General features: G+C 72.2%; 23 protein-coding genes, 2 tRNA genes, 1 other RNA gene and 1 pseudogene. 11 read left to right on the top strand and 16 right to left on the bottom strand.

The window, feature by feature from the left end; genetic code table 11:
* Positions 1-10: 10 nt before the first annotated feature.
* From purD to ffs, 3 genes are all read right to left on the bottom strand, one after another.
* Positions 11-1264: a phosphoribosylamine--glycine ligase gene (purD, locus tag ACTYVM_RS06270; protein ID WP_445524945.1), complete on the bottom strand. Its 1254-nt coding sequence runs from the start codon at positions 1262-1264 to the stop codon at positions 11-13.
* A gap of 226 nt (positions 1265-1490) precedes the next feature.
* Positions 1491-3815, bottom strand: coding sequence for a DNA polymerase III subunit gamma and tau (locus ACTYVM_RS06265; protein WP_445524944.1), 2325 nt, complete (start codon positions 3813-3815; stop codon positions 1491-1493).
* 46 nt (positions 3816-3861) lie between these two features.
* Positions 3862-3960, bottom strand: an RNA gene (gene ffs / locus ACTYVM_RS06260) — signal recognition particle sRNA small type.
* Positions 3961-4032: 72 nt separating this feature from the next.
* Between ffs and ACTYVM_RS06255 the strand changes: the two genes are divergently transcribed.
* Positions 4033-4120 (top strand) — tRNA-Ser (locus tag ACTYVM_RS06255).
* A gap of 79 nt (positions 4121-4199) precedes the next feature.
* Here the strand turns inward: ACTYVM_RS06255 and ACTYVM_RS06250 are convergent.
* The 6 genes and pseudogenes from ACTYVM_RS06250 to ACTYVM_RS06225 form a co-directional block, all read right to left on the bottom strand.
* Positions 4200-4457, bottom strand: a pseudogene (locus tag ACTYVM_RS06250) (site-specific integrase); the annotation flags it as partial.
* Between the two features lie 56 nt (positions 4458-4513).
* A complete protein-coding gene (locus ACTYVM_RS06245; protein ID WP_445524943.1) occupies positions 4514-4861 on the bottom strand; it encodes a hypothetical protein in 348 nt (115 codons plus the stop codon).
* A 163-nt stretch (positions 4862-5024) separates the two neighbouring features.
* Positions 5025-6125 carry an LAETG motif-containing sortase-dependent surface protein gene (locus tag ACTYVM_RS06240; RefSeq protein WP_445524942.1) on the bottom strand — a complete coding sequence of 367 codons (1101 nt, stop codon included), beginning with the start codon at positions 6123-6125 and terminating at the stop codon, positions 5025-5027.
* A 253-nt stretch (positions 6126-6378) separates the two neighbouring features.
* A complete protein-coding gene (locus ACTYVM_RS06235; RefSeq protein WP_445524941.1) occupies positions 6379-6846 on the bottom strand; it encodes a hypothetical protein in 468 nt (155 codons plus the stop codon).
* An 80-nt stretch (positions 6847-6926) separates the two neighbouring features.
* Positions 6927-8387 carry an NRAMP family divalent metal transporter gene (locus ACTYVM_RS06230; RefSeq protein ID WP_445524940.1) on the bottom strand — a complete coding sequence of 487 codons (1461 nt, stop codon included), beginning with the start codon at positions 8385-8387 and terminating at the stop codon, positions 6927-6929.
* 542 nt (positions 8388-8929) lie between these two features.
* On the bottom strand, positions 8930-10294 hold the full coding sequence (locus ACTYVM_RS06225) for a magnesium transporter MgtE N-terminal domain-containing protein (RefSeq protein WP_445524939.1): 1365 nt from the start codon (positions 10292-10294) through the stop codon (positions 8930-8932).
* A 238-nt stretch (positions 10295-10532) separates the two neighbouring features.
* Here ACTYVM_RS06225 and ACTYVM_RS06220 point away from each other — a divergent pair, with 238 nt between their 5' ends.
* Entirely contained in the window at positions 10533-10952 is a 420-nt protein-coding gene (locus ACTYVM_RS06220; RefSeq protein ID WP_400030694.1) for a CBS domain-containing protein, read from the top strand.
* 82 nt (positions 10953-11034) lie between these two features.
* On the opposite strand, the gene ACTYVM_RS06215 is transcribed toward ACTYVM_RS06220, so the two are convergent.
* The 6 genes from ACTYVM_RS06215 to ACTYVM_RS06190 all read right to left on the bottom strand — a co-directional run bounded on the left by ACTYVM_RS06215 (position 11035) and on the right by ACTYVM_RS06190 (position 17172).
* Positions 11035-11541: a MarR family winged helix-turn-helix transcriptional regulator gene (locus ACTYVM_RS06215; RefSeq protein ID WP_445524938.1), complete on the bottom strand. Its 507-nt coding sequence runs from the start codon at positions 11539-11541 to the stop codon at positions 11035-11037.
* 221 nt (positions 11542-11762) lie between these two features.
* Complete coding sequence (locus ACTYVM_RS06210) at positions 11763-13268, bottom strand: MFS transporter (RefSeq protein WP_445524937.1); 1506 nt, start codon at positions 13266-13268, stop codon at positions 11763-11765.
* A gap of 93 nt (positions 13269-13361) precedes the next feature.
* Complete coding sequence (locus ACTYVM_RS06205) at positions 13362-13736, bottom strand: STAS domain-containing protein (protein WP_445524936.1); 375 nt, start codon at positions 13734-13736, stop codon at positions 13362-13364.
* Between the two features lie 90 nt (positions 13737-13826).
* Positions 13827-14711 carry a DUF2637 domain-containing protein gene (locus ACTYVM_RS06200; RefSeq protein WP_445524935.1) on the bottom strand — a complete coding sequence of 295 codons (885 nt, stop codon included), beginning with the start codon at positions 14709-14711 and terminating at the stop codon, positions 13827-13829.
* 11 nt (positions 14712-14722) lie between these two features.
* Entirely contained in the window at positions 14723-15013 is a 291-nt protein-coding gene (locus ACTYVM_RS06195) for a hypothetical protein (protein WP_445524934.1), read from the bottom strand.
* Positions 15014-15153: 140 nt separating this feature from the next.
* A complete protein-coding gene (locus tag ACTYVM_RS06190; protein ID WP_445524933.1) occupies positions 15154-17172 on the bottom strand; it encodes a copper resistance CopC/CopD family protein in 2019 nt (672 codons plus the stop codon).
* A gap of 275 nt (positions 17173-17447) precedes the next feature.
* Between ACTYVM_RS06190 and ACTYVM_RS06185 the strand changes: the two genes are divergently transcribed.
* The 3 genes from ACTYVM_RS06185 (at position 17448) to ACTYVM_RS06175 (ending at position 19481) form a co-directional block, all read left to right on the top strand.
* A complete protein-coding gene (locus ACTYVM_RS06185) occupies positions 17448-18131 on the top strand; it encodes an HdeD family acid-resistance protein (RefSeq protein ID WP_445524932.1) in 684 nt (227 codons plus the stop codon).
* Between the two features lie 206 nt (positions 18132-18337).
* Entirely contained in the window at positions 18338-18634 is a 297-nt protein-coding gene (locus ACTYVM_RS06180; protein WP_004943146.1) for a type II toxin-antitoxin system VapB family antitoxin, read from the top strand.
* Between the two features lie 223 nt (positions 18635-18857).
* A complete protein-coding gene (locus tag ACTYVM_RS06175; RefSeq protein ID WP_445524981.1) occupies positions 18858-19481 on the top strand; it encodes a LytR C-terminal domain-containing protein in 624 nt (207 codons plus the stop codon).
* A 66-nt stretch (positions 19482-19547) separates the two neighbouring features.
* Here the strand turns inward: ACTYVM_RS06175 and upp are convergent, their stop codons facing one another.
* The gene (gene upp, locus ACTYVM_RS06170; RefSeq protein ID WP_400030680.1) at positions 19548-20183 is read right to left on the bottom strand and encodes a uracil phosphoribosyltransferase; all 636 of its coding nucleotides are present in this window, start codon (positions 20181-20183) and stop codon (positions 19548-19550) included.
* Between the two features lie 149 nt (positions 20184-20332).
* Here upp and ACTYVM_RS06165 point away from each other — a divergent pair, with 149 nt between their 5' ends.
* The 6 genes from ACTYVM_RS06165 to ACTYVM_RS06140 all read left to right on the top strand — a co-directional run bounded on the left by ACTYVM_RS06165 (position 20333) and on the right by ACTYVM_RS06140 (position 22644).
* Positions 20333-20569, top strand: a complete 237-nt coding sequence (locus ACTYVM_RS06165) for a hypothetical protein (RefSeq protein ID WP_445524931.1) — start codon at positions 20333-20335, stop codon at positions 20567-20569.
* 280 nt (positions 20570-20849) lie between these two features.
* Complete coding sequence (locus tag ACTYVM_RS06160) at positions 20850-21383, top strand: tRNA adenosine deaminase-associated protein (protein WP_445524980.1); 534 nt, start codon at positions 20850-20852, stop codon at positions 21381-21383.
* Positions 21384-21466: 83 nt separating this feature from the next.
* Positions 21467-21898 carry a tRNA adenosine(34) deaminase TadA gene (tadA, locus tag ACTYVM_RS06155; RefSeq protein WP_400030676.1) on the top strand — a complete coding sequence of 144 codons (432 nt, stop codon included), beginning with the start codon at positions 21467-21469 and terminating at the stop codon, positions 21896-21898.
* 68 nt (positions 21899-21966) lie between these two features.
* Positions 21967-22051, top strand: a tRNA-Ser gene (locus ACTYVM_RS06150).
* A gap of 129 nt (positions 22052-22180) precedes the next feature.
* Positions 22181-22351: a hypothetical protein gene (locus ACTYVM_RS06145; RefSeq protein WP_445524986.1), complete on the top strand. Its 171-nt coding sequence runs from the start codon at positions 22181-22183 to the stop codon at positions 22349-22351.
* The gene (locus tag ACTYVM_RS06140) at positions 22351-22644 is read left to right on the top strand and encodes a Dabb family protein (protein ID WP_445524979.1); all 294 of its coding nucleotides are present in this window, start codon (positions 22351-22353) and stop codon (positions 22642-22644) included. The genes ACTYVM_RS06145 and ACTYVM_RS06140 overlap by 1 nt, the downstream gene beginning before the upstream one ends.
* Positions 22645-22802 lie beyond the last annotated feature (158 nt).

The following is a 22802-nucleotide window of genomic DNA, read 5'->3' as shown; positions in this document are numbered from 1 at the left end:
AGCTGCCGCGTCAGGCGTCCGCCGCGGCCCTCGCCGCGATGTCCGAACGGTGCTGGGAGCCGTCGAGGCGGACGCGGGCCACGGCGGTGTACGCGCGGTCGCGGGCCTCGGTCAGGTCCTTGCCGGTCGCGGTCACGGACAGCACGCGGCCGCCCGCGCTCAGGACGGTGTCGCCCTCGCGCCGGGTACCGGCGTGCAGCACGTAGGTGTGCGGGGCGTCCTGCGCGGCCACCTCGTCGAGACCGGTGATCGGATCGCCGGTGCGCGGGGTGCCGGGGTAGTTGTGCGAGGCGACGACCACGGTGACGGCCGCCTCGTCGGTCCAGCGCAGGGGCTCCAGGTGGGCGAGATCGCCGGTGGCGGCGGCCATCAGGACTCCCGCCAGCGGGGTCTGGAGCCGGGCGAGGACCACCTGGGTCTCGGGGTCGCCGAAACGGGCGTTGAACTCGATCACGCGGATGCCGCGGCTGGTGAGGGCGAGCCCCGCGTAGAGCAGACCGGAGAACGGCGTGCCGCGGCGGCGCATCTCGTCGACGGTGGGCTGGAGCACGCTGTGCAGGACCTCGTCCACGAGCTTGGGGTCGGCCCAGGGCAGCGGCGAGTACGCGCCCATGCCGCCGGTGTTCGGACCCTCGTCGCCGTCGAGCGCCCGCTTGAAGTCCTGGGCGGGCTGGAGCGGCACGACCGTCTCGCCGTCGGTGACGGCGAAGAGGGAGACCTCGGGTCCGTCGAGGTACTCCTCGATCACCACGCGGTCGCACGCCGCCGAGTGCGCCTCGGCCGCCTCGATGTCGTCGGTGACGACGACGCCCTTGCCGGCGGCGAGCCCGTCGTCCTTGACGACGTAGGGGGCGCCGAAGGCGTCGAGGGCCGCACCGACCTCCTCAGGCGTCGTGCACACGTACGAACGCGCCGTGGGTACGCCTGCCGCGGCCATCACGTCCTTGGCGAAGGCCTTGGAGCCCTCCAGCCGTGCCGCCTCCTTGGAGGGGCCGAACACCGGGACACCCGCCGCGCGCAGGGCGTCGGCTACGCCGGCGACCAGCGGGGCCTCGGGGCCGACGACCACGAGGTCGGCGCCCAGTTCGGCGGCCAGCGCGGACACGGCCGCGCCGTCGAGGGCGTCGACCTGGTGCAGCTCGGCGACCTCGGCGATGCCGGCGTTGCCGGGCGCGCAGTGCAACGCGGTGACGGCGGGGTCGAGGGACAGGGAACGGCACAGGGCGTGCTCGCGGGCGCCGCTGCCGATGACGAGGACCTTCACGAGGTCAGCCTAACGGCAACGGCGCGGAGCGCTTTGTGCGGGCCGCCGAGGGGAGAGTGGCGGGACGTTCGTATGTTCCTCTGAGCAAAGCCGAGGTGGGCAGGCCGGGGCGGGCGGGGAGGCCTTCGGCCTCGGCCCGTGACTCCGCTACTCCCTCACTCCCTGATTCCGCACCGGGTCACTCCGCCACTCCGTCACTCCGTCACTCCGTCACTCCGTCACTCCGTCACTCCGTCGAATACTCCTCGACCACCGTCGCGCCCAGTTCCCGGACGATCAGTTCGTGACCGGACAGGGCCGACTCGTCGAGATCCGGGTCGTCGTCCTCGGGGATGTCGTCCTCGGGGGCGACGGGAGCCGGTTCGGAGGCGGAGGGCCGGGGTGCCGGAGCGGACGCGGGTGCCGCCGCGGACGGCGGCCTGTTCGGGGACGCGGCGGGAGCGGGCGCCGCCGGAGCCGCGGACTGGGGACCCGCCGGCGTACGCTGCGCCGCCGCGCCGCCACCGGCGCCGTAGCCGCCGCCTCCGGGGCCTGCGCCGAAGCCGCCGCCCGGGGACGGGGGTACGGAGCCGCCGCCGCCCGTCGGGTCGACGACGGCCTCGATCTTCCACTGGACGTTGAACTGCTCGGCCAGCGCCTGACGCAGCACGTCCTCGCTGCCGCTGCTCGCGAAGTTGTCGCGGGCACCGGCGTTGACGAAGCCGATCTGGAGGGTGGTGCCGTCGAATCCGGAGACCTGGGCGTTCTGGCTGAGCAGGATCCAGGTGAAGCGCCGGCGGTTCTTCACCGCTTCGAGGATGTTCGGCCAGAGGGTGCGCGGGTCGAGCCCGCCGCCCGCCGGGGCCGGCGGGGTGGGGGGCGCCGAGGCTGCGGCAGGCCTCGCCGCGGGCGCCTGCCGCGCCGGGGCCGGGGCACTGGACGCGCTCGGCGCGCTCGGCGCCTGCCCGCCGCCCGGGGCCGCCGCGGTGGGCCAGCCGCCCGGCCGCCGGCCACCGCCCGCGGCCGCCGCGGTGGGCCAGGCACCGGGCGCGGAGGGTGCGGGGGGTGCGGGCGTCGGCGGTGCGGCCATGGGAGCAGGTGTGGGAGGGGCCGGCGCGGGGGGTGCAGCCGCCTCCTGGGGACGGTCGCCCGCGGCCGGACCAGGGGGTGCGGAGGGGGGTGCGGAGGGGACGGCGGGCCCGGCGGGCACGTCGGGGGCTCCCGAACCCCGTACTGCCGCCCGAGCCGCGGCGGCCCCGCCGCCCGGCGGAACAGGCGGCACAGACGGAGCCGGCGGAGCCGGAGGGACCGGCGCCGCACCCGCGCCGCCCCCCGCCGCGGTCGGCATTCCCCCGTGCACGTCGGGTCCGGGCACGTACCCCATCGCGGGCGCACCCCCGCCCGTGGAGAGGCTGACGCCGCGCTCGATCCGGTCGAGGCGGGCCATCACGGACCGCTCGTCGCCGTAGGCGGCGGGCAGCAGTACGCGGGCGCAGATCAGCTCGAGCTGGAGGCGGGGGGAGGTGGCGCCGCGCATCTCGGTCAGCCCCTCGTTGACGAGGTCGGCGGCACGGCTCAGTTCGGCGGCGCCGAAGGACCGGGCCTGGGCCTGCATCCGCTCGACGACGTCGACCGGGGCGTCGATGAGCCCCTTCTCGGCGGCGTCCGGGACCGCGGCGAGGATCACCAGGTCCCGCAGCCGCTCCAGCAGGTCGGCCACGAACCGGCGGGGATCGTTGCCCCCCTCGATCACACGGTCGACGACCTCGAAGGCGCCGGAGCCGTCCCCGGAGGCGAAGGCCTCGACGACGGAGTCGAGCAGCGAGCCGTCGGTGTACCCGAGGAGTGAGGTGGCCATGGCATACGTCACACCCTCCTCCCCCGCGCCGGCGAGCAGCTGGTCCATGACGGACATGGAGTCACGCACGGACCCGGCGCCGGCCCGCACGACGAGGGGCAGGACCCCGTCCTCGACGGGGATGTCCTCGTTCTGGCAGACCTCGCCGAGGTAGTCCCTCAGGGTGCCCGGCGGCACCAGGCGGAACGGGTAGTGATGGGTGCGCGACCGGATGGTCCCGATGACCTTCTCGGGCTCGGTCGTGGCGAAGACGAACTTCAGGTGCTCCGGCGGCTCCTCGACCACCTTGAGCAGCGCGTTGAAACCGGCCGGCGTGACCATGTGGGCCTCGTCGATGATGTAGATCTTGTACCGGCTGCGGGCGGGCCCGAAGAAGGCCTTCTCGCGCAGGTCACGGGCGTCGTCCACACCACCGTGCGAAGCGGCGTCGATCTCGATGACGTCGATGGACCCCGGCCCGTTCCTGGCCAGGTCACGGCACGAGTCGCACTCCCCGCAGGGGGTCGGCGTCGGCCCCTTCTCGCAGTTCAGGCACCGGGCGAGGATCCGCGCGCTGGTCGTCTTGCCGCACCCGCGCGGACCGCTGAACAGGTACGCGTGATTGACCCGGTTGTTCCGCAGCGCCTGCTGCAACGGGTCGGTGACATGCTCCTGCCCGATGACCTCGGCGAACGACTCCGGGCGATAGCGGCGGTACAGCGCGAGAGACGACACGCATACGAGGTTATAGGCGTCCACCGACAACGTGTCCGGCCCCGCGAACGCAAGCGCCCCCCACGCACCCGCCAGAGCCGACCTACCCTTGCTGCCTTCCGGCCCTGGGGGAGTTCAGTCAGATAGCGCCGCGTGAGGGGCTCCGCAAAGAGTACCCGATCCCGGGGGCCTGCAACGAGTTCGCGAGCACTCCTCCGAGTCATGTAATGTTTCCGGCGGAGGATTCGCCTAGAGGCCTAGGGCGCACGCTTGGAAAGCGTGTTGGGGGCAACCCCTCACGAGTTCGAATCTCGTATCCTCCGCCAGTGCCTCACCGGGCACGATGTCGAAGGGCCCCACCGTTCGCGGTGGGGCCCTTCGACGTTGTCCGTCTCAGTTTCCGTCTCAGTCGCCTTTTTCTTCGGAGCCGGGCGGCGTCCAGAGCGCGTCGCCAACCTGCTGGGCGACCTTGCGGAGCATGACCCCCGTCACATGCAGGTACCGGGCGCGCATCCGCGCCGCTCCCCCGGGCTCCCACCCCATGATCGAGTCGATCACGACGTCCGGGACACCAAGGATCAGGAGGACGGTCGCAGCGGTGCGGCGAGCGTCGTGGAGACGGCCGTCCCGTACGCCCGCATCCCGAAGCAGCCGATTCCAGGTGCCGGCCTCCGCCTGGGGCAGCACCCGGCCTTCCGGCCGCACGGGGCGTCACTCCCTCACTCGTATCCCTCAGCCTTCAACCATCGCCTCAATGCCTCGCTGTCCTCGACCATCGACGAAATCTCGAGGCGGACCCTTTCGAAATCGTCAGTCGGCCTGGGCCGTATCGATGGCCCCTCGCCAGTCGTTGCCTTGAGCATGTAGAGGCGGACATGCTCCCAGTACCAGGCCGAGAAACGTCGAGCATCGTCGGGCTCGAGTCGCCCTGACTGTTGCCATCGACGGCTGAGATCCGCCGCCGCGCCGGGATCCATGCTGCGAAACCAGCGCTCAACGTGCCGAGCCGCCGTGGCAGCATCCTCGGTCGGTGTCGGCAGCTTCTTCTTGCTGCTCCAGAACTTCATCGTCCGCCCCCACTCGTCAACCAGCCAACCGCATGGTCCCGGCCCACTTCACGGTCCGGTAGATCACCACTTCCCGCTGCACCCGCCTACGGATCAGACGGCGAAGGGCCGCACCCGCGTGTGCGGGTGCAGCCCTCGTGATTCAGTGCGTCAGGGACGCGAATCAGGCCGTGGCAGCGCCGGTGTCGGCCTTGCGGCGACGCACGACGAACACGGCGCCCGCGCCGACGGCGACCGCGGCGCCGCCCGCCAGGGCGATCGCCGGCAGCGCCGAGCTGGAGCCGGTCTCGGCGAGGTGGCCCTGCGGGACGATCTCGTTGTCGCCGGCGGGCTTGGCCGGCAGCGGCTTCCGGCCGCCCTGCGGCTTGGCGTCGCCCGGGGTGCCCGCGCTCGCGCCGGCGGCGAGGACGTCAAACTGGTAGAAGTCGTCGTCACTGGCGAAGACGCAGTTGCCCTTGTCATCGGCGTACATGCCGATGGAGATGGCGAAGCCCAGGCCGGCCGGGGCCTTCTTGTCCACGCTCAGCCGCAGGTCGATGGAGAAGGACTCCTTGGCCTGGACATCGGTGTAGCCGAGGTAGCCGCTGGCCTCGTCGTTCATGTCCACCGAGATGTTCTGCCACGTGCCGGTGGTCGGGTCCTGGTACTGCAGGGTGAGGAAGCGCGACTCGTCCGTGTACTTCTTGTCGTCGATCAGGGCCGCGAACACACCCATGTCGACGCGCTTGTAGGTGTTGTTGCCAGAGTTCTTGACGTTCAGCTTGAAGTTGTGGAATCCGCTGCCCGCGACGATCTTCGAGGGCAGGCCGGACAGGCTGGTGCGCAGGTTCTTGTCCTGCTTGTAGTCGTCGGTGTCGTTGCACATCTGCGGGCCCGGCGTCTCGGACGGCGAGGCGCTGGGGGTGGGAGTGGCCGACTCCTTGTCGGTGGGCGTGGTGCCCTCGTCGTCCTTCGAGCCGGACCCGTCCTCGGTCTTGGTGTCGGACCCGTCCTCGGTCTTGGTGTCCGATCCGTCCTCGGTCTTGGTGTCCGATCCGTCCTCGGTCTTGGTGTCCGATCCGTCCTCGGTCTTGGTGTCGGACCCGTCCTCCGTCTTGGTGTCGGACCCGCTCGACGCGGCCGACTCGCTGTCGGCAGGGGCGGGGTTGCTGGAGGAGGAGCCGGGGGTGCCCTCTGTCGCGAAAGCGGCCGGGGCCGCAAGAAGGACAGCAGGCGTGATGGCGGCCGTAGCGGCAGCGAGAGCCAGGTAGCGGCGAAGCTTCATGCGAACCTCAGAACCGGGTGTGATCAACGTATTCGCACAGGAGATCGCTGGGAAACTCAAAGGGTTGCGCAACATTTTGCGCGTCAGGGTGTGAGGTGCGTCACGAGCGTGGAGGCAACAACGGTTGTGCGCCCGGACCGTGTCTCAGCCAAAGCGTCTTCGGCCAGGTCAGACAGGGTTTCGAGCGCGACACTGCGAACGCGAGGGCTCCGACCGCATTGCGGCCGGAGCCTTTGCTCTTGTCGGGGCCGACTCATTCAGGGGTCTTGTCATCCAGGGGCGAGGATCCGCCGCGTCTGGATTCGGCGGCCGCCACGATGAGGTGGGCCGCTTCGGCGGGGAGGGCGAGGTGCCTCTCCAGCCATACGGCATCCGTGCCCTGGGTGTGGGTGGCGAGGACCCAGGCGGCGTAGAGGCGTTCGCGGGAGGGCGCGGCCGGGGCCTTCAGAGTGGCGCGGATCGCCTCCTCGGGGAAGCCTTCCAGGGCATGGGCCGTGAACCACGACGTGTCGACCGGCTCGGCGGTCCGGACCCGTGGGCGTTCGGACGGACGGGACCGAACCCGCCCCCGCCGCACCCTCGTGCCGACGATCAGGGTGACGAGCGCCACGGCCAGCACGGCAGCGGCCACGCCCGCGCGGTCGGCGGCGGGGAACCTCGTCCACACCGGCAGCAGATAGGCCACCACACGGTCGCCGTGGTGCGGGTAGGAGAGGATCACAGCAGGGCCTTCCTCACCCCTCCATCCTCACTCCGTGTCCGGGCCCCGGCCACCTCCCCGACCGGGCGCCCCGACCCGGCTCAGCTGATCTGGACGGCCTTGACCACCAGCAGCAGCGCGGCGATCACCAGGTACCCGCGCAGCAGGCACATTCCGAGTCTGAGCCCGGGGGACCAGACGACCGGCTCCAGCAGAGCCAGCGGAGGCATGCGCCAGCTCTCGCGTTCGGAACGGGAGGTCTTCGGGGGCGGGGCCAGGGTCGCCGGGCCTCGGCGGGCACGGACGACGCGCAGCCCCACGGCCGCGCTCAGCAGCCCCACGACCAGCACACCGGAGAGCCACAGCGCGACCCGGGTGGTGTCCAGCGACGGGAACAGGGTCGTCGCGACGAGGATTCCGGACAGCGTCAGGAGCACCGCGATGATCGTCGACGCGACCATGTTGAGCCAGCGCGGATTGACCCAGGGGCCGAGGACCGACCGGTCGTTGCACAGCAGCAGCAGGAAGACCGACGCGGAGGGGAGCAACAGTCCCGCCAGGGCCTGGACGGCGGTCGTGATCAGCCCGAGGGGCGCGTCGGGGATCAGCACGACGGCGGCCGCGACCAGGACCATCCCGGCGTAGGTGCCGTAGAACGCCTTTGCCTCGCGGAAGCTGCGGTGCAGGGAGTGGCGCAGGTGGAAGACGTCGCCGAAGGCGTAGCTGGTGGCCAGGGTCACCGCCGCGGCACCGATGATCGACGCGTCCAGGAGCACGACGGCGAACATCACCCCCAGCACACGGCTGTGCCCGCCCAGGGCCTCGGCGACGCCCAGCGCGTCGGAGAAGTGCCCGGCCGCGCTCGTGCCGCTCACGGCGTAGTCGGCCACGACGACGACGGCGACGGCGCCTCCGATCACGACGAGGGAGCCCAGCACGGTGTCCGCGCGCTCATGGCCGACGAACCGCGGTGTGATGCGTTTGTCGATGATGTTGGACTGCTGGAAGAACAGCTGCCAGGGGGCGACGGTCGTCCCGACGATCGCGATGATCAGCAGGACGGCCTCCGAGGTGACCCCGCCCCGCACACCGGGGACGACCAGGTGGTGGACGGCCGCCCCGTAGCGCGGGTGGCTCATCAGCGCCAGCGGCACCAGCAGCAGGCTGACGGCGATGAAGGCGAGCATCGCGCGTTCCCAGCGCCGGAAGCTGCCCGTGGCGGTGATCGCGACCAGGGCGAGGGCGGCGACGGGCACGGCGATGTACTTGTCGACGCCGAGGTAGCTCAGGGCGAGCGAGACTCCGATGAACTCGGTGACGATCGTCAGGAAGTTCAGCAGGAACAGGTCGCCGACGCTGAACCAGCCCCAGAACCTGCCGAAGCGCTCGTTGATCAGCCGGGCGTGCCCGACACCGGTGACGGCGCCGAGCCGGACCACCATCTCCTGGTTGACGATGAGGACGGGGATGAGGAGCAGGAGCACCCACAGCAGGCTGTAGCCGTAGTTCTGGCCCGCCTGGGCGTACGTGGAGATCCCGCCGGCGTCGTTGTCGCCGACCATCACGATCAGGCCGGGGCCGACGATCGCCAGGAACGTCAGCAGCCGCCGCTTCAGGCTCCGGCTGGAGTCCGACTCCTCCAGCCGGACACGCCCCAGGGCACCCTCGATGTCGCCGAGGTGGGCCTCGTCCAGTACTGCTGTGGGGCGGCGGTGAGGTCGGGGGCGGGCGTGAGGTCGGGGGGCGCCGTCGCGTTCCGGCGTCGTGGCACGCTCAGGCGTCGTGGCACGCTCAGGCGTCGTGGCACGCTCAGGCGTCGTGGCGCGTTCCGGGGTGCCGGGGCCGACGCCCGGTGACCCGCCCGGGGCTGCGGGGTGCGCACCGCCCTGCGCCTGTGGGCGCGGGCCGGTCGCGGGCCGGGCCCCGTCCGGGAGCGGACCGGACGCAGCGGGGCGATCCGAGGGGCGGGCACCGGGTCCGGACCAGCCGCCTTCCGCAGGACCACCGGTCCCGGACCGACCCCCATCCCGAGGACCACCACCCCCGGGCGGACGGTCCTCCGGGCGGGAGCCGGGCCGCGGCTGCTGCGGTGGGCGGCGCTCCCTCATGGTGAGGGCTCCTCGGGCTCGTCCAGGCCCTTGGCGCCGCCGGCCACCACGGCGCTGCCGACCTCGGTGGTGCGGTGGGCGTCGGGGGGCGGAGCCACGTCCCGGCGCCGCCAGTCCTCCGGCAGCGTCGCCTCCAGCACGTCGTCGACCGTGATCACGCCGAGCAGGACGCCTTCGTCGTCCACGACCGGCAGGGTGATGAGGTTGTAGTCCGTCATCAGCAGGGCGACGTCCACCAGGTCCGTGTCCGGGCCGACGCGCACGGGATCGGCCTCGCTCACCTCGGCCAGCAGGAGTCCTGGATCGCTCTGCAGGATGGTGACCAGCCGGACCCAGCCGAGCAGCCGTCCTTCCTCGTCGGCGGTGTAGACGCTGGTCAGCGCCTCCGGTTGGAGCCGGCTCGCCCGCCTGACCGCCGCCTCGGCCTCACTCACCGGGGTGTCCGGAGGCAGGGCCAGAAAGTCCATCCCCATCAGACCGCCGGCGCTGTCGGGGTTGAACCCCATCAGGGTCAGCACCTTGGCGCGCTGTCCGGCGGGCAGCAGCTCCAGCACGGTACGGCGACGGCCCTGCCGCAGATCGTCGATGGCGTCGGCCGCGTCGTCCGCCCGCATCCGCGCCAGGACGGCGGCGACCTCCTCGTCGGTGCGGGCGTTGAGCAGGCGGGAGGCCCGGTCCTCCTCCAACTCCTCGAAGACGTCCGCCTCCAGTTCCGGGTCCTGCCGGACGTCGCCGAGGATCTCGCGTTCCTCGTCCCGGGAGGCGTCCTCGAGCAGGTCGGCGATCTCCGCCGGGCGGAGGCGCCGGATCCGGGTCGTGGGGCGACGGACCAGCGCGCTGCGGCTGTGGCCGATCAGCGGCTCGAACGCCTTCCAGTCACGGCACGCGTGCCCCGTCGAACGGTCCCCGAAGATCCCCAGCAGCCGGTGCGGGCGGTGCGTGTCCACGCCCGACAGCAGCCACTGTCCTTCCCGTTCGGCCAGTTCCACGTCCTGCGCGCGCACCAGGCGTGCCTCGCCGACATCGATCAGCCGGTGGCCCAGCACGTCCGCCCGCAGCAGCACCTCGCCCTCACGCCGCTCGAACGAGCGCAGGTCCAGCCGTGCGCTCTCGAGCTCCACCAGGCCCTCGGCGTCGAGAGCGGCCACCTGCTCGACCGGGACGAACAGCTCACGGCCACCCACGCCGACCACGAGCCCGGTCACCACCGGATAGTCGGCCCCGCGCAACCGGACGATCACGTCGGAGAGCCGGCCGAGCGACCGGTCGCCCGGGTCCACCACAGGGTGCTTCACCAGCGACGACAGATGGACGGGCGCCCGCGCCCGGTGCGCGGCCGGCCGTGGCGAAGACGGACTCACGGTCATCGCTCTGCCCTGCCCGAAACGTCGGTTGACCTCGCGACCAACGGTATTGAACCACCACGAACACGCGCAAACGCCTCACCTGGGGTGAGGTGCTGTCTCAAGCGGCAGCCGGGACTCCACGGCATGCGGCGGGCACCCGGAGACCCGACACTGGTGGTATGCCGAACTGGCCGGGGCGGGCCAGGCTCTTGGCTCTCTCCGTGCCGGCCATCGAAGCTCGAAGGAGACGGCCATGACCACTGCACGGGAGATCATGCACACCGGTGCCACATGCGTTCAGGAGAGCGAGACGCTCGAGGACGCGGCGCGCCGGATGAAGGAGCTGGACGTCGGAGCCCTGCCGATCTGCGGGCCCGACGACCGCCTCCACGGGATCATCACGGACCGCGACATCGTGGTGCAGTGCCTCGCCATGCGGAAGGACCCCCGGACCATGACCGCGGGTGAGCTGGAGCAGGGCAAGCCGATCACGATCGACGCGAACGCCGACAGCGGCACTGTCCTGCGGACCATGGAGGAACACCGGATCCGCAGGCTGCCCGTCATCGAGAACCACCGCCTGGTCGGCATGATCAGCGAGTCGGACCTCTCACGCAGCCTGCCGGAGACGCAGGTGGGCCACTTCATCGAGACCGTCTGCGCGACCGCCTGACACCGAAGCACCCGGCAGGGCGAAAGAACACCCAGCACGATGAGGGGGCTCCGACCGGATTCCGGTGGGAGCCCTCGCCGTGTCAGCCCGCGGTCGTGCCGTCTTCCAACTGGCCGAGTTGTTCGGCGAGTTGGAAGAGGGCTGGCAGGGCTGTGGCGATGGCGGCCCGATCGGAGTCGCCCAGGGAGGCCAGTGCGGCGTCCATCCGGCGTTCGTGCGCGGCGGTCCACGCGGCGAGCTGGTCGCGTCCGGCGCCTGTGAGGGTGACGACGGAGGCGCGGCGGTCGGCGGAGTCGACCTCGCGCGCGACCAGGCCCGTGGTGATCATCTGGCCGATCAGTCCGCTGACGGTGCTCGGCGCGAGCCGCTGGCGGGCGGCGAGATCGCTGATCCGGGCGGGCGAGTGCTCACCGAGCACCTGGAGCAGCTCGACCTGGGCCATGGGCAGCTTCTCCCACGGATAGTCGGTACGGATCGAGGCCCGCAGGGCGCGGCGCAGGCGGGTGACAGCCTCGGTGAGCAGACGGGCGTCCGGCGCCTCGGCGGCGGGGCCGGGCAGGGGGAACTCGGAACGGGGCTGCTCGGACATGCGGCAAGGGTAGCCGGGTCCCCGCGCCCGCCCTTCCGCCGATGCGCGCCCGCCTGACCGTGCCCGCCCTTCCGCCCCTACTCGCCCTCCCGCCCGCGCACGCCCTTCCGCCCGTACGCGCCCTCCCGACCGCGCACGCCCTTCCGCCCGTACGCGCCCTCCCGCCCGCGCAGGCCCTTCCGCCCGTACGCGCCCTCCAGCCGGTTCGGCCTCCGGGCCGTTCACCGGCTCACGCGGGTTGTCCGTCGGCCGGCGCACCGTCTCACGCCCCGTCCAGGGCGGGCCGACCGGGACTCGCCCCGGTCCGGCCCCAGCCAGGCCGAGACGACGGCGACGACCGACACCGCCACCAGAATCGCCGCGGACCACCGGGCACCGGCCTCGGTCCCGCCGCCGGCCGCCAGATGCAGGGCGAGGGTCACCAGGGCCACGCCCAGGGCGGTGCCCAGACCGCGGGTCATGTTGACCAGGCCGCCCCCGGTGCCGGAGGAACGGGCCGGGATCGCGCCCATGATCAGGGCGTTGTTGGCCGGGGTGAACATCCCCAGCCCCACGCCGACCAGGGCCAGCAGCGGCACCAGCCAGGCGATGGTCAGGGGAACGGCCAGGAGCGCGCCCGTGGCGAGGAGGAACACGCCGGTTCCGGTCAGGCACCGCCCACGGTCGCTGAAGGAGCGTGGCAGCAGCCGGTCACCGCCGGTGGCACCGAGGGCGAACCCGGCGGGCAGGGCGGTCAGCACCACTCCCGCGGTCAGCTCCGAGACCCCCCGCGCCGTCAGCACGACCGGCACCAGCACCAGCGGGCCGAACAGCACCAGGTAACCACTGAGCGCTCCGACCAGTCCCCACGCGACCGCGCGCACCCGCAGCAGAGCGAGTTCCAGCAGCGGCGTGGCGGTACGCCGCTGACGGCGGACGAAGCCCCAGCCGGCCGACGCCGCCACGCCGAACAGCAGGACCACGCTCCAGCCGGGCACCGGCAGACCGGAGGCCGCGGACACGCCGAGCAGCGCGCACGTCGTCGCCACGGCCAGCAGGACCAGCCCGGCCCAGTCGAAGCGGACGACCTTCGTACGGGCCCTGGTGCGCGGCAGCAGATAGTGGCCGCTCACCAGCGCGATCACCCCGACCGGCACGTTCACCCAGAACACCCAGCGCCAGCCCATGGTGGACACCAGCGCGCCACCCACCGTCGGCCCCAGGGCGAGTCCCAGCGCCTGTGCGGCGGCCTGGACCCCGAGCGCGCTGCGCATCCGCCCGCGGGGTGCGCTGGTGGTCACCAGCGCGACGCTGTTGGCCTGCATCAGCGCCGCCCCGGCCGCCTGCGCCACCCGGAAACCCACCAGCGCGGCCAGGGAGGGCGCCAGTCCGCAGGCGGCGGACGCCAGCGTGAAGACGGCGAACCCGTACAGGTACAGCAGCTTGCGGCCGTGGGCATCCGCGAGCCGCCCGGCCGGCACCAGCAGCGCCACCAGGGCCAGCAGATACGCCAGAGACACCCATTCCACCGCGGCGAGCGAGGCGTCGAACTCGGTGCGCAGACTGCCGTAGGTCAGCGTCACGATGCTCGCGTCCAGCTGACCCATGAAGGCCCCGAAGCACACCGTGGCCACGGCCAGCCGCCAGGCGTTCGGCCGCGACCGGATCCCCTCCGGGCGGGCCCGCTCCACGGTGAGCACGGCGGGCCAGCGCGGGCGGGACGGGGTGTGCGTCGTATCCGGAGCCATGCCCTCAGATTACATCGGCCACCGAACTATTCGGGATCCGTCCGATCAGGGGCCCCGCCGGCGGCGAACGAAACCCTCCCCGGCCCCGTAGCCCTACATCGCCCCTGACCCCCCTGAGTCCCCTGAGCCTCCTGCCGCCCCTAAGTCCTCCATCACCGCGGCCCTGTCGAGCCCGGCGTGATGCAGGGTCCGGTGCACGGCGCCCCGGGCTCCGCGAATGGTGAGCGCGGCTGCCGGCCACCGCGTGACGACCCGCAGCAGGGCATAGGCGCACGCGAGGTCGAGATGGGTGGCCCCGCTCATGTCGACGACCCACTCGTCGGCCTCGTTCAGCGGCGGGGCCGCGAGCCCTTCCTCCAGTGGCCGCAGGGCTTTCGCCCCGATGTCCCCGGTGAGTATCAGCTCGGCCCGTCGGCCGTCGGTCGCCCTGACCACAAGGGGCGACACCGGTAGATGCGCGGCTGCCATGGCGGCCTCCTTCGCGTCCGCCACACTCCGTCCACCTCCATGGTGACCCCGGCACCACGTCCGTGGGGCCCGGTCCGGGCGGCGATCGGCTCAGATCCTCTTGCGTGCCACGCCTCCGGCCGGTCGCGCCGTCGTCGTGGTGCGGCGGGTGTCGCGGGCGGTGGACATGGGCGGGGTCTCGGTGCGGGGCTGGCGGTGGCGGGGCGTGGTGCGCCGGGGCGGCCGGGTCAGGGTGATCTGGCGTACGAACTGCTGGAAGCAGGCCAGGGAGGCCAGGGCCGGCAGGGCCGCCGCGGCGATGTCGGCGATCGTCCTCGGCGCCTGCAACACGCACAGGAGCATCGCGATGGACGAGAAGATCAGCACCACGCTCCAGGAGTGGACGGCGCGGCGCTGGTGCAGCGCGGCCCGCAGCACGGACAGCGAGGCCACCAGCCAGGGACCGTAGACCAGCAGCGGCCACCAGGACGCGACGCCGTCCTGCATCCGGGCCACGGCCACGACGTGGAGGGGATCGTAGGCAACCATTCCACCGAAGAAACTCACCGAAGAAGCGATCACCGCGGCCAGCGCGGCGATGACGTGACTGGTGGTCCGCAGGACGTTCGGACGCTTGCGTTCCCGGACCTTTCGATGGCTTCGGGCGACCTCCTTCAAGGGGGGCAGTTCCGCCGTGATCGCCTGGAGGTTCTCCAGGGGCGTGTTCGGAGCGGGCTCGGGGACCGGTTCCTCGTCCCGGGCGAGAGGCGTGTCCGCCCGGTGCGCCTCCATCGCGTCCTGGAGCATGAAGGCCAGTTCCTCGGCGGGATCCCAGGCCGCGTCCGGCGGTTCCAGGGGAGACGTGAAGAACTCCGCCGGACCCCGGTGCCGGCCGGTGCCGGCCCCCTCGTATCCGTCAGGATGGGTCGGGTAACCGGGATAACCCGAATAGTCAGCCGAATGGCCAGAAAGATGATCGATACGTTCGTCGTACATTACGCGGCCGGCTATTCCGCCGCCAAGAAACGGGACCGGCCCTCCGCACCGAGCCAGCGGCGGGCGAGGTCGGCTTCCAGTGTGCTCATCGCGTCCAGGAAATCCCGCAGCAGGGGCTCCGTCACCTTGAGTGCGACCGGAAAACCGCCCCTGGTCAGGGTGCCGTTGACGGCGGTCGACGCGTGCACCGGGGCGGGAAGGTAGGTGTAGGGTCCCAGCGCAACCGCGTGCGCGGCGACCGGGTCCTCTCGCTCCTGACCCCCGAACAGACCCCAGTATCCTTCCCTGGTTGCCTTAGTCATATCCCGACTAACGCCGTCCGACTTCCCCGGATGCGCGGCAAACGGGTGAAGGAATTCCCTGATTAGCCCTATATGTGCGATCGGATGTCTCATCCGCACAAATGAAGAGACACGACGCACCGGTGGGCGTCCCGTGGCCACTAGCGCAGGATCTGGACCTTCCGCTCCTCGCTCACCTGGTCGATTTCCGACACCCGTACCGTCGCCTTCATGGTCCAGGTGCCGGGGATCGGGAGGTTGAGGGAGTCGGTGCCCCAGTAGCCGCCCCTTTTGGTGAGCCCGGCGTCGATGGGGCCGATCCTCTGTGCGGGCAGGGACAGGGACAGGCGCAGTTCGGGGACGACGGCCAGGCCGCCGTCCGGGCCGTAGACCACGGCCTCCACCGCGTTCTGGCCGACGCGGCCCGGTTCCAGGGTGATCTGCACCTTGCCGTGACCGCCCGGGGTGCCGACGTCGAACGGGATGACCGTGACGGAGGCGCCCGGAACCCCGGCCTCGGGCGTGGCCTCGGCCGCCTCGGCGGCCGCGCGACCGGGCACGGTGCCGGTCAGCACCGTGGTGAAGACCAGGACCGCGATGCCCACGGCGACCTCGGCCAGCACCGAGCGGCGCAGAGCGCGGTGGCGGGCCTCGGGTGCGGCCGGCTCCGCGTCCGCCGTCACCAGCCGCGCCGTCCAGCGCCGGGAACGGGCCGCCACGGCCAGCAGCAGTGCCACCAGCACGAGTTTGACCAGCAGCAGCCTGCCGTACGCCGTGCCGGTGAGGGCGGTCCAGGAGCCGAGGCCGCGCCAGGACTGGTAGCCGCCGGTGACCACGAGGACGGTGACGGCGCCGAAGGCGATCCGGGAGAAGCGCGCCACCGCCGCGGTCAGCGCGGCACCGTCGGCGGATGGCGCCGTGGCTCCGGCCGCCACACCGGCCGCCGCGGGACGCGGACCGTCGACCTTCGCGGCGGCGGCCGCGACCGTTGTGCGACCGCTGCGGCCTTCGGAGGCGACCGTGACTGCCGCCTTCGCCTTCGGTCCGGGACCGTCGCCGGAAGGAGGAGGACTCCCGGCGCCGCCCGAAGGACCAAGGTCTCCGCCGCCGCCCGAAGAACCAAGGCCCCCAGCAGCGTCCTCCGAACCGGGCCCCCCGGCACCGTCCGGGGCCGCCGGCGCGCCGCGTGGAGCCTCCGGCTCGTCCGTCGTGGCGTGCTGAAGCGTGGTCAGGAGGGCCGTCAGGCCGCCCAGCCAGACCGCCATCGCCAGCAGATGGAGCACCGACGACGCCATCGCCACCGGAACCTGGACGCCGGCCGAGGCGTGCTCGGACCCCGCCCACGTCAGCGCCAGGGCGAGGGCCAGCGCGGCGCCCGCCGCCAGGGTCGCACGCGAAGGCCTCTCCCCCGGCCGGCGCCGGGACAGCCGTACCAGGAGGGCGGCCGCCGGTGCGAGCAGGGCCAGGCGGGCCAGCAGCACCAGACCGGGGCGGCCGGTCAGGGCGAGGGTGAGAGCCGCGGGGTCGAAGGCCGACGCCGGACCGGCCCCGGTCTCGTAGGGCGCCCGCAGCACCAGCAGGGCGAGCGTGGAGACCAGCAGGGCCCACCAGCCCGCCACCAGCGGCTTGCGCAGCGGGCCCGCGTCCGGCGGGCGGCACAGCAGCACGAAGGCCGCCGTACCGACGAGCAGGGCCGCGGCGCCGTAGGCGGTGTAGCGCGCGAGGTCGTGGAGGCCGCGGGTCGTGGGGTTCTCGGCCGGGCCGGTGTCGATCGCGGCCTTCGTCGGGGAGGGCTTTCCCACCGAGAAGGTGAAGGCGCCCGAGACGGGGTGGCTGTCCGCCGACACCACCCGCCACGCCACGGTGAACGTGCCTTCGCCCAGCCCGTTCGGGAACGCCACCCGGGCCGTGTCCGGGCGTCCCGGCGCGTGCTGCGGCTCGCCCGTGCGCACCCGCCGCCCCTCGGGGTCGAACAGGCGGAAGGAGTCGTCGAGCAGGCCGACGGACTCGGTGAACGCCAGAGTGATCGTGCCGGGCGCCGTCCTGAGCACGGTTCCGTCGGCAGGGTCCGCGCCACGCAGGACGGCGTGGGCCGAGGCGGGTCCGGCGCCACCGAGGAGGAACAGGACCAGCACCGCGCCGAGCAGCGCCAACTCCCCAAGTCGTCGCCGTCCGGTCACGTCACTTCCCCGTCTTGGAACTGTCTTGGAACTGCCTCGGAACCATGGAACTCGCCGGCTTCTGGATGGGTACGGACGAAGACGGCGCTTTGCTCACCGAGGATCCCGCGGGAAGGCCGTCCTCCGCGGCAGAAAAGGCCAGTTGGGCGCGGGGACGGGGGGCGGGGAGGGCACGGACCGAGGGGGCCGGCGACCGGCGGGCGACCATCCGAGCACGTCAGCCGAGTGGCCGGTCCCGGGTGGCGGTACGTGGACGCCCGGTTTCAGCATGGACCATGAGCGAGCCACCACCGACCAGCGGCCTCGAAGGCCCGGGATACGACGATCGTCGCGTCCACGCCACGCGTGACCCACGGGACCCGCGGGCAGCGCAGCCCCCGCAGCACGAACCGGCGCTGGAAGGGCCCCTGCACTTCCTGTCCCACGCCGCCTGGCAGGCGGTCCTCGCCACCGGTGTGGCCGCCCTGGTCCTCGGCATCCTGGTACTGCTCTGGCCGGGCGCCTCCCTGCTGGCCGCCGGAGTCCTCTTCGGGATCTACCTGCTGGTCAGCGGCGTGCTCCAGTTGGTCTCCGCGTTCGGCACCCACAAGACGACCTCGTTGCGCGTGCTGGCCTTCGTCAGCGGCGCCCTGTCGATCCTGCTGGGCCTGCTCTGCTTCCGCGGCGCCACGCAGTCGATCCTGCTGCTCGCGCTGTGGATCGGCATCGGCTGGCTGATCCGCGGCATCACCCTGACGATCGCCGCCGTCCACGACCGCGCCGTGCCGGCGCGCGGCTGGCAGATCTTCCTCGGCGTGCTCACCTTCATCGCCGGCATCGTGCTGATCGACTCTCCGCTCCGGTCGGCCACGGTGCTCATCGTGCTCGGCGGCTGGTGGCTGGTAGTGGTCGGCGTCTTCGAGATCGTCACCGCCTTCCGCGTCCGCGAGCACGCCCGACGCGTCCCCCGTACCGTGTGACCCGCTGTCCACAGCCTGTGCACAACCATCCGGCGGCGGGAACTCCCGCGCCACGCGGCCCGGGTGCGGTTCCACCGCCCGTCATCTCAAGCCCCCGCCACCTCCACCCCCCGTTCCCGGTTCGCCCGGTTTTGCTGCGGCATGTCCAGCGCCGCACTCCGGCGGCCGGGCTGCGCCCGCAAGGTCTGGGCCGGTAGGCTCTCCGTGTGATCTTCAAGCGCATCGGAAACGGCCGGCCGTACCCCGACCACGGCCGGGAGAGCACCCGGCAGTGGGCGGACGTCGCGCCGCGCCCGGTCCGCCTCGATCAGCTCGTGACCACCAAGCAGCAGCTCGACCTGGAGACCCTCCTCGCGGAGGACTCGACGTTCTACGGCGACCTCTTCGCGCACGTCGTGAAGTGGCAGGGCGACCTGTATCTGGAGGACGGCCTCCACCGCGCGGTGCGCGCGGCGCTCCAGCAGCGCCAGGTGCTGCACGCACGCGTGCTGGAACTGGACTGAGCATCCGGGCGCCAGGGCCCACGCCCGCGAACCGGGACCGTGAACCGAAGCCCTGAGCCGGCGCGTGCGCCCGGATGTGCGCCGTCCGGCGCACGGTCCGGACCCCCGATCGGTAACGGCTTGGACCTTTCGGGTTCTGCTGGGCCGCTCCAATGATCATCTAGTAGGAATCACCGCTCACGCGCACTACGCTGCGCTCATGAGCATGCTGACTCCCCCCGGCATGGGCGGGAAGTACCGGATCACGGGGAACAGATACCCGCGGATGCGCAAGCCCCGGCGGCGCGGCAGGCTCGTGTTCCTCGCCGTCGCCTCCGTCGCGGTGCTGGGCGTGATCGGCTGGGGCACGTGGCAGCTCATCGACGTCTTCACCGGCGGCGGGACCGCCTCGGCGGCCGGCGGGGGAGACTGCCCGGCCAAGGCGTCGCCCGCGGCGAGCCCGTCGGCGACGAGCGCGGCCCGGCCGCTGCCCGAGCCGGGCCAGATCACGGTGAACGTCCTGAACGCCACGCCCCGCGGCGGCCTGGCCAAGCAGACCGCGGACGAACTGAAGAAGCGCGGCTTCCGCATCGGTCAGGTGGGCAACGCGACCAAGGAGTTCGACAAGAAGATCAAGGGCGCCGGACTGCTCCTCGGCCCGGCCTCCTCGCTGAACACCTCGCTGCCCGTCCTCGGCACCCAGCTCGCCGGGGCGGAGCGCCGCACGGACACCCGCAAGGGCACCGACGTGGACCTGATCATCGGCACCGGCTTCACGGCGCTGACCCAGCAGGCGGCCGCCACCGAGGCGCTGACCGCCCTGACCGCCCCGCAGCCCTCGGCGACCGCCCCGAAGAAGGGCTGCTGAGGTTCCGCGGCCGGTCAGTGGCGGGTGGTCCCGCGGGGCGGCCGGAGGGCCGGACGACGGACCGGGTTACTCGGCGGCGCCGTACATCCGGTCGCCCGCGTCTCCGAGGCCCGGGACGATGTAGCCGTGCTCGTTGAGGCGTTCGTCGACCGAGGCCGTCACCACGGTCACCGGGGTGCCCGCCAGGTCGCGTTCCATGACGGCCACACCCTCGGGGGCGGCCAGCAGGACGACCGCGGTCACGTCGTCGGCGCCGCGCTTGATCAGCTCCTGGATGGCCGCGACCAGCGTGCCGCCGGTGGCCAGCATCGGGTCCAGGACGTAGACCTGACGGCCGGAAAGGTCCTCCGGCATGCGCGTGGCGTACGTCGAGGCCTGAAGCGTCTCCTCGTTGCGGATCATGCCGAGGAAGCCCACTTCGGCGGTCGGCAGCAGCCGCACCATGCCGTCCAGCATGCCGAGCCCGGCCCGCAGGATCGGCACCACCAGGGGCCGCGGGTGGGAGAGCTTGACGCCGGTGGTCCGGGCGACCGGCGTGTTGATGTCGACCTGTTCGGTGCGCACGTCGCGGGTCGCCTCGTAGGCGAGCAGGGTGACCAGTTCGTCGGCGAGCCGCCGGAAGGTCGGGGAGTCGGTGCGGCGGTCGCGCAGCGTGGTGAGCTTGTGAGCGACCAGCGGGTGGTCGACGACGTGGAGACGCATGGGCCAAGAGTAATCGGGCCCCGATCCGGCCTGCCCGCCCGCTGCCCCCTGGGCGCGGCCCGGGCCGCGCCCCCGCCACCGTGCGCCGCTGTGGCGTCAAACCCGCCGTCGGGGGGAAAGTGGGAAGGACGGACCGGGGTGGTGAGTCGATGCCTGATCGCGAACGGGAACCTGACAAGGGCCCGTCGCCGCGCGCGCGGCGCGAGACGGCGGATCCTCCGGAGACGGCCGGCGCGGCGGATGCCGACGCCGAGCGGCGCCGCCGCCGGGCCCGGTTCCTGCGCGACCTCGCCGAGGCCCGCGCGCTGCGCGACCGCGTCCAGCCCCGCCGCGCCAGGACCGCCCGACTGCGGCACGCCATGCGCATGCGCACGTTCCGCTGGTAGGACGCCACCTGCACCCGCACGGACGCCTCGGCCGGTGGGTGTGCGTGGCCGCCGGGGTAAAGCCGCGTACGATCCGCTGGTGGCGGCAACGTGCGCGCTGGTGAGTCCTTTACCGGTGTGCGACCAAAACCGCCGGACACAGGGAGCCGAAGACGTCCCCTGACGGCCTTGTTTCTGCCACGATTCCGAGTGGGTGGGGCTCGGAGCCCAGCTCCCCCGCCCAGAACCTCCGCCGGGGGGACCCCCAACCGGCACGCCTATGACCAGTGGGAGAGTCACGGTGTACTTCGCCGCACTGCTCGCGCGCACCGAAGACGGGTGGGAAGCGAGCGACACAGAGCTCGACGATGTGGAGACGCTGGCCGACCTGGCCGACCTGGCCCGGGAAGCCTCGACCGACGACGACACGGTGCTCGTCCTGATCGAGCAGGAGGGCGCGTGGTTCGGCGTGGTCCGCCTGGACGGCGAGGACGACCCTCGTATCTACGTCTCCGACGCGGCCGCCGCCGCCCGTAGTTCGTACGGCGAGATCCTGCTCACCGACGAACTGCTCGGCCGGGAGCCCGGCGACGACGGCCCCGACCTGGACTCCCTCGACCTCGACGGCACGGAGGACGGTGAACCGGAGTCCACCGACGACGACGAGGAGTCGTCGTCCGCCGATGCCATCACGCACAGCCCGCTGGGTGACGGCGAGATCCTCGACGACCTCGGGGTCGACGCGAAGGAGCTGCGCACCCTGGACCCGGAGGACGCGCTGAACTCCATCGCCGAGGCCCTGGGCGCCTCGGAGGTGCTGGAGACCGTCCGCTGACCGGGCCGAACACGCCCGACCCGGGTGGGACGCCGGACCCGGCCGGCGTCCCGGACCCGGTGCGCGACCGCTGGCGGGCCGCCATGCGACTCGCCCTGGACGAGGCCGGGCAGGCGCTGCCGGGCGGGGACGTGCCCGTCGGCGCGGTCGTGCTGTCCGGCGACGGTACGACCGTGCTCGGCGTCGGCCACAACGAGCGGGAGGCCACCGGCGACCCGACCGCCCACGCGGAGGTGCTCGCCATCCGGCGGGCCGCCGCGAGGACCGGGCAGTGGCGGCTGTCGGGCTGCACGCTGGTGGTCACGCTGGAGCCGTGCACGATGTGCGCCGGAGCGATCGTGCTGTCCCGGGTGGACCGGGTGGTCTACGGGGCCCGCGACGAGAAGGCGGGCGCCGCCGGCTCCCTGTGGGACGTCGTACGGGACCGGCGGCTCAACCACCGGCCCGAGGTGATCGAGGGCGTGCTCGCGACGGAGTGCGCCGCGCTGCTGACCGACTTCTTCCGCGGCCGCTGAACCAGGCCGCCGGAGCGGTACGGAAACGGATTTCGGACCACGGCCCGGTGTGCTGTAGGGTCTCTCTCGGTAGCGTGTCCGAGCGGCCGAAGGAGCTCGCCTCGAAAGCGAGTGTGGCGCAAGTCACCGAGGGTTCAAATCCCTCCGCTACCGCTTCAGAAGGGCCCCGTCCGTCAGGACGGGGCCCTTTGTGCGATCATCTACAGCGCTCGGCCCGAACAGTGCCGGCTACAGGCAACTCAGCGACCGGGAAATCACCGACAGGGGGAGGCCACGATGGCGATGAACGCCAAGAGGATCGTCGTCTATGTGGTCGTGGTCTTCGTGCTGTACGTGATCATCACGGACCCGAAGGGGGCCGCGGGCTACGTCGAGATAGGGTTCGAGGGCATCTCGGACGCCGCCAAGGCGATAGGCGACTTCATGACGTGGGCCGCCAACGGAGGAAAATGATGATCCGCCACCTGGTCCTCTTCAAGCTCAACGAAGGCATCGAGCGGGACGACCCGCGCGTCGTGGCGGGCGCCGAGGCCTTCCGCGCCCTCGGCGATCAGATCGAGGACCTGCGCTTCTGGGAGTGCGGCTGGAACGTCAGCGACCGGCCCATCGCCTACGACTTCGCGATCAACTCGGCCGTCGAGGACGCCGACGCGCTGCGCCGTTACCTGGAGCATCCGGCCCATCAGGCGGGCGTGGCCCGGTGGCGCGAGTTCGCCACCTGGGTGATCGCCGACTACGAGTTCTGACGGCCGGTCACCTCTCAGCCGTACGGCCGTACGGCTGCATGCTCAGCCCCGCATCGGAACGGTGCGGGGCTTTTCCGTGTCTTATGCCCTAATTCATCCCTCAACACGTGCATATGCGGTGCTTGAACACGATGCACCTGTCTTGTGATGCTATGACC

Source organism: Streptomyces cyslabdanicus, assembly GCF_052663305.1.
Note: the sequence above shows the minus strand (reverse complement) of the source record. Positions and strands in the feature narration are given on the sequence as shown.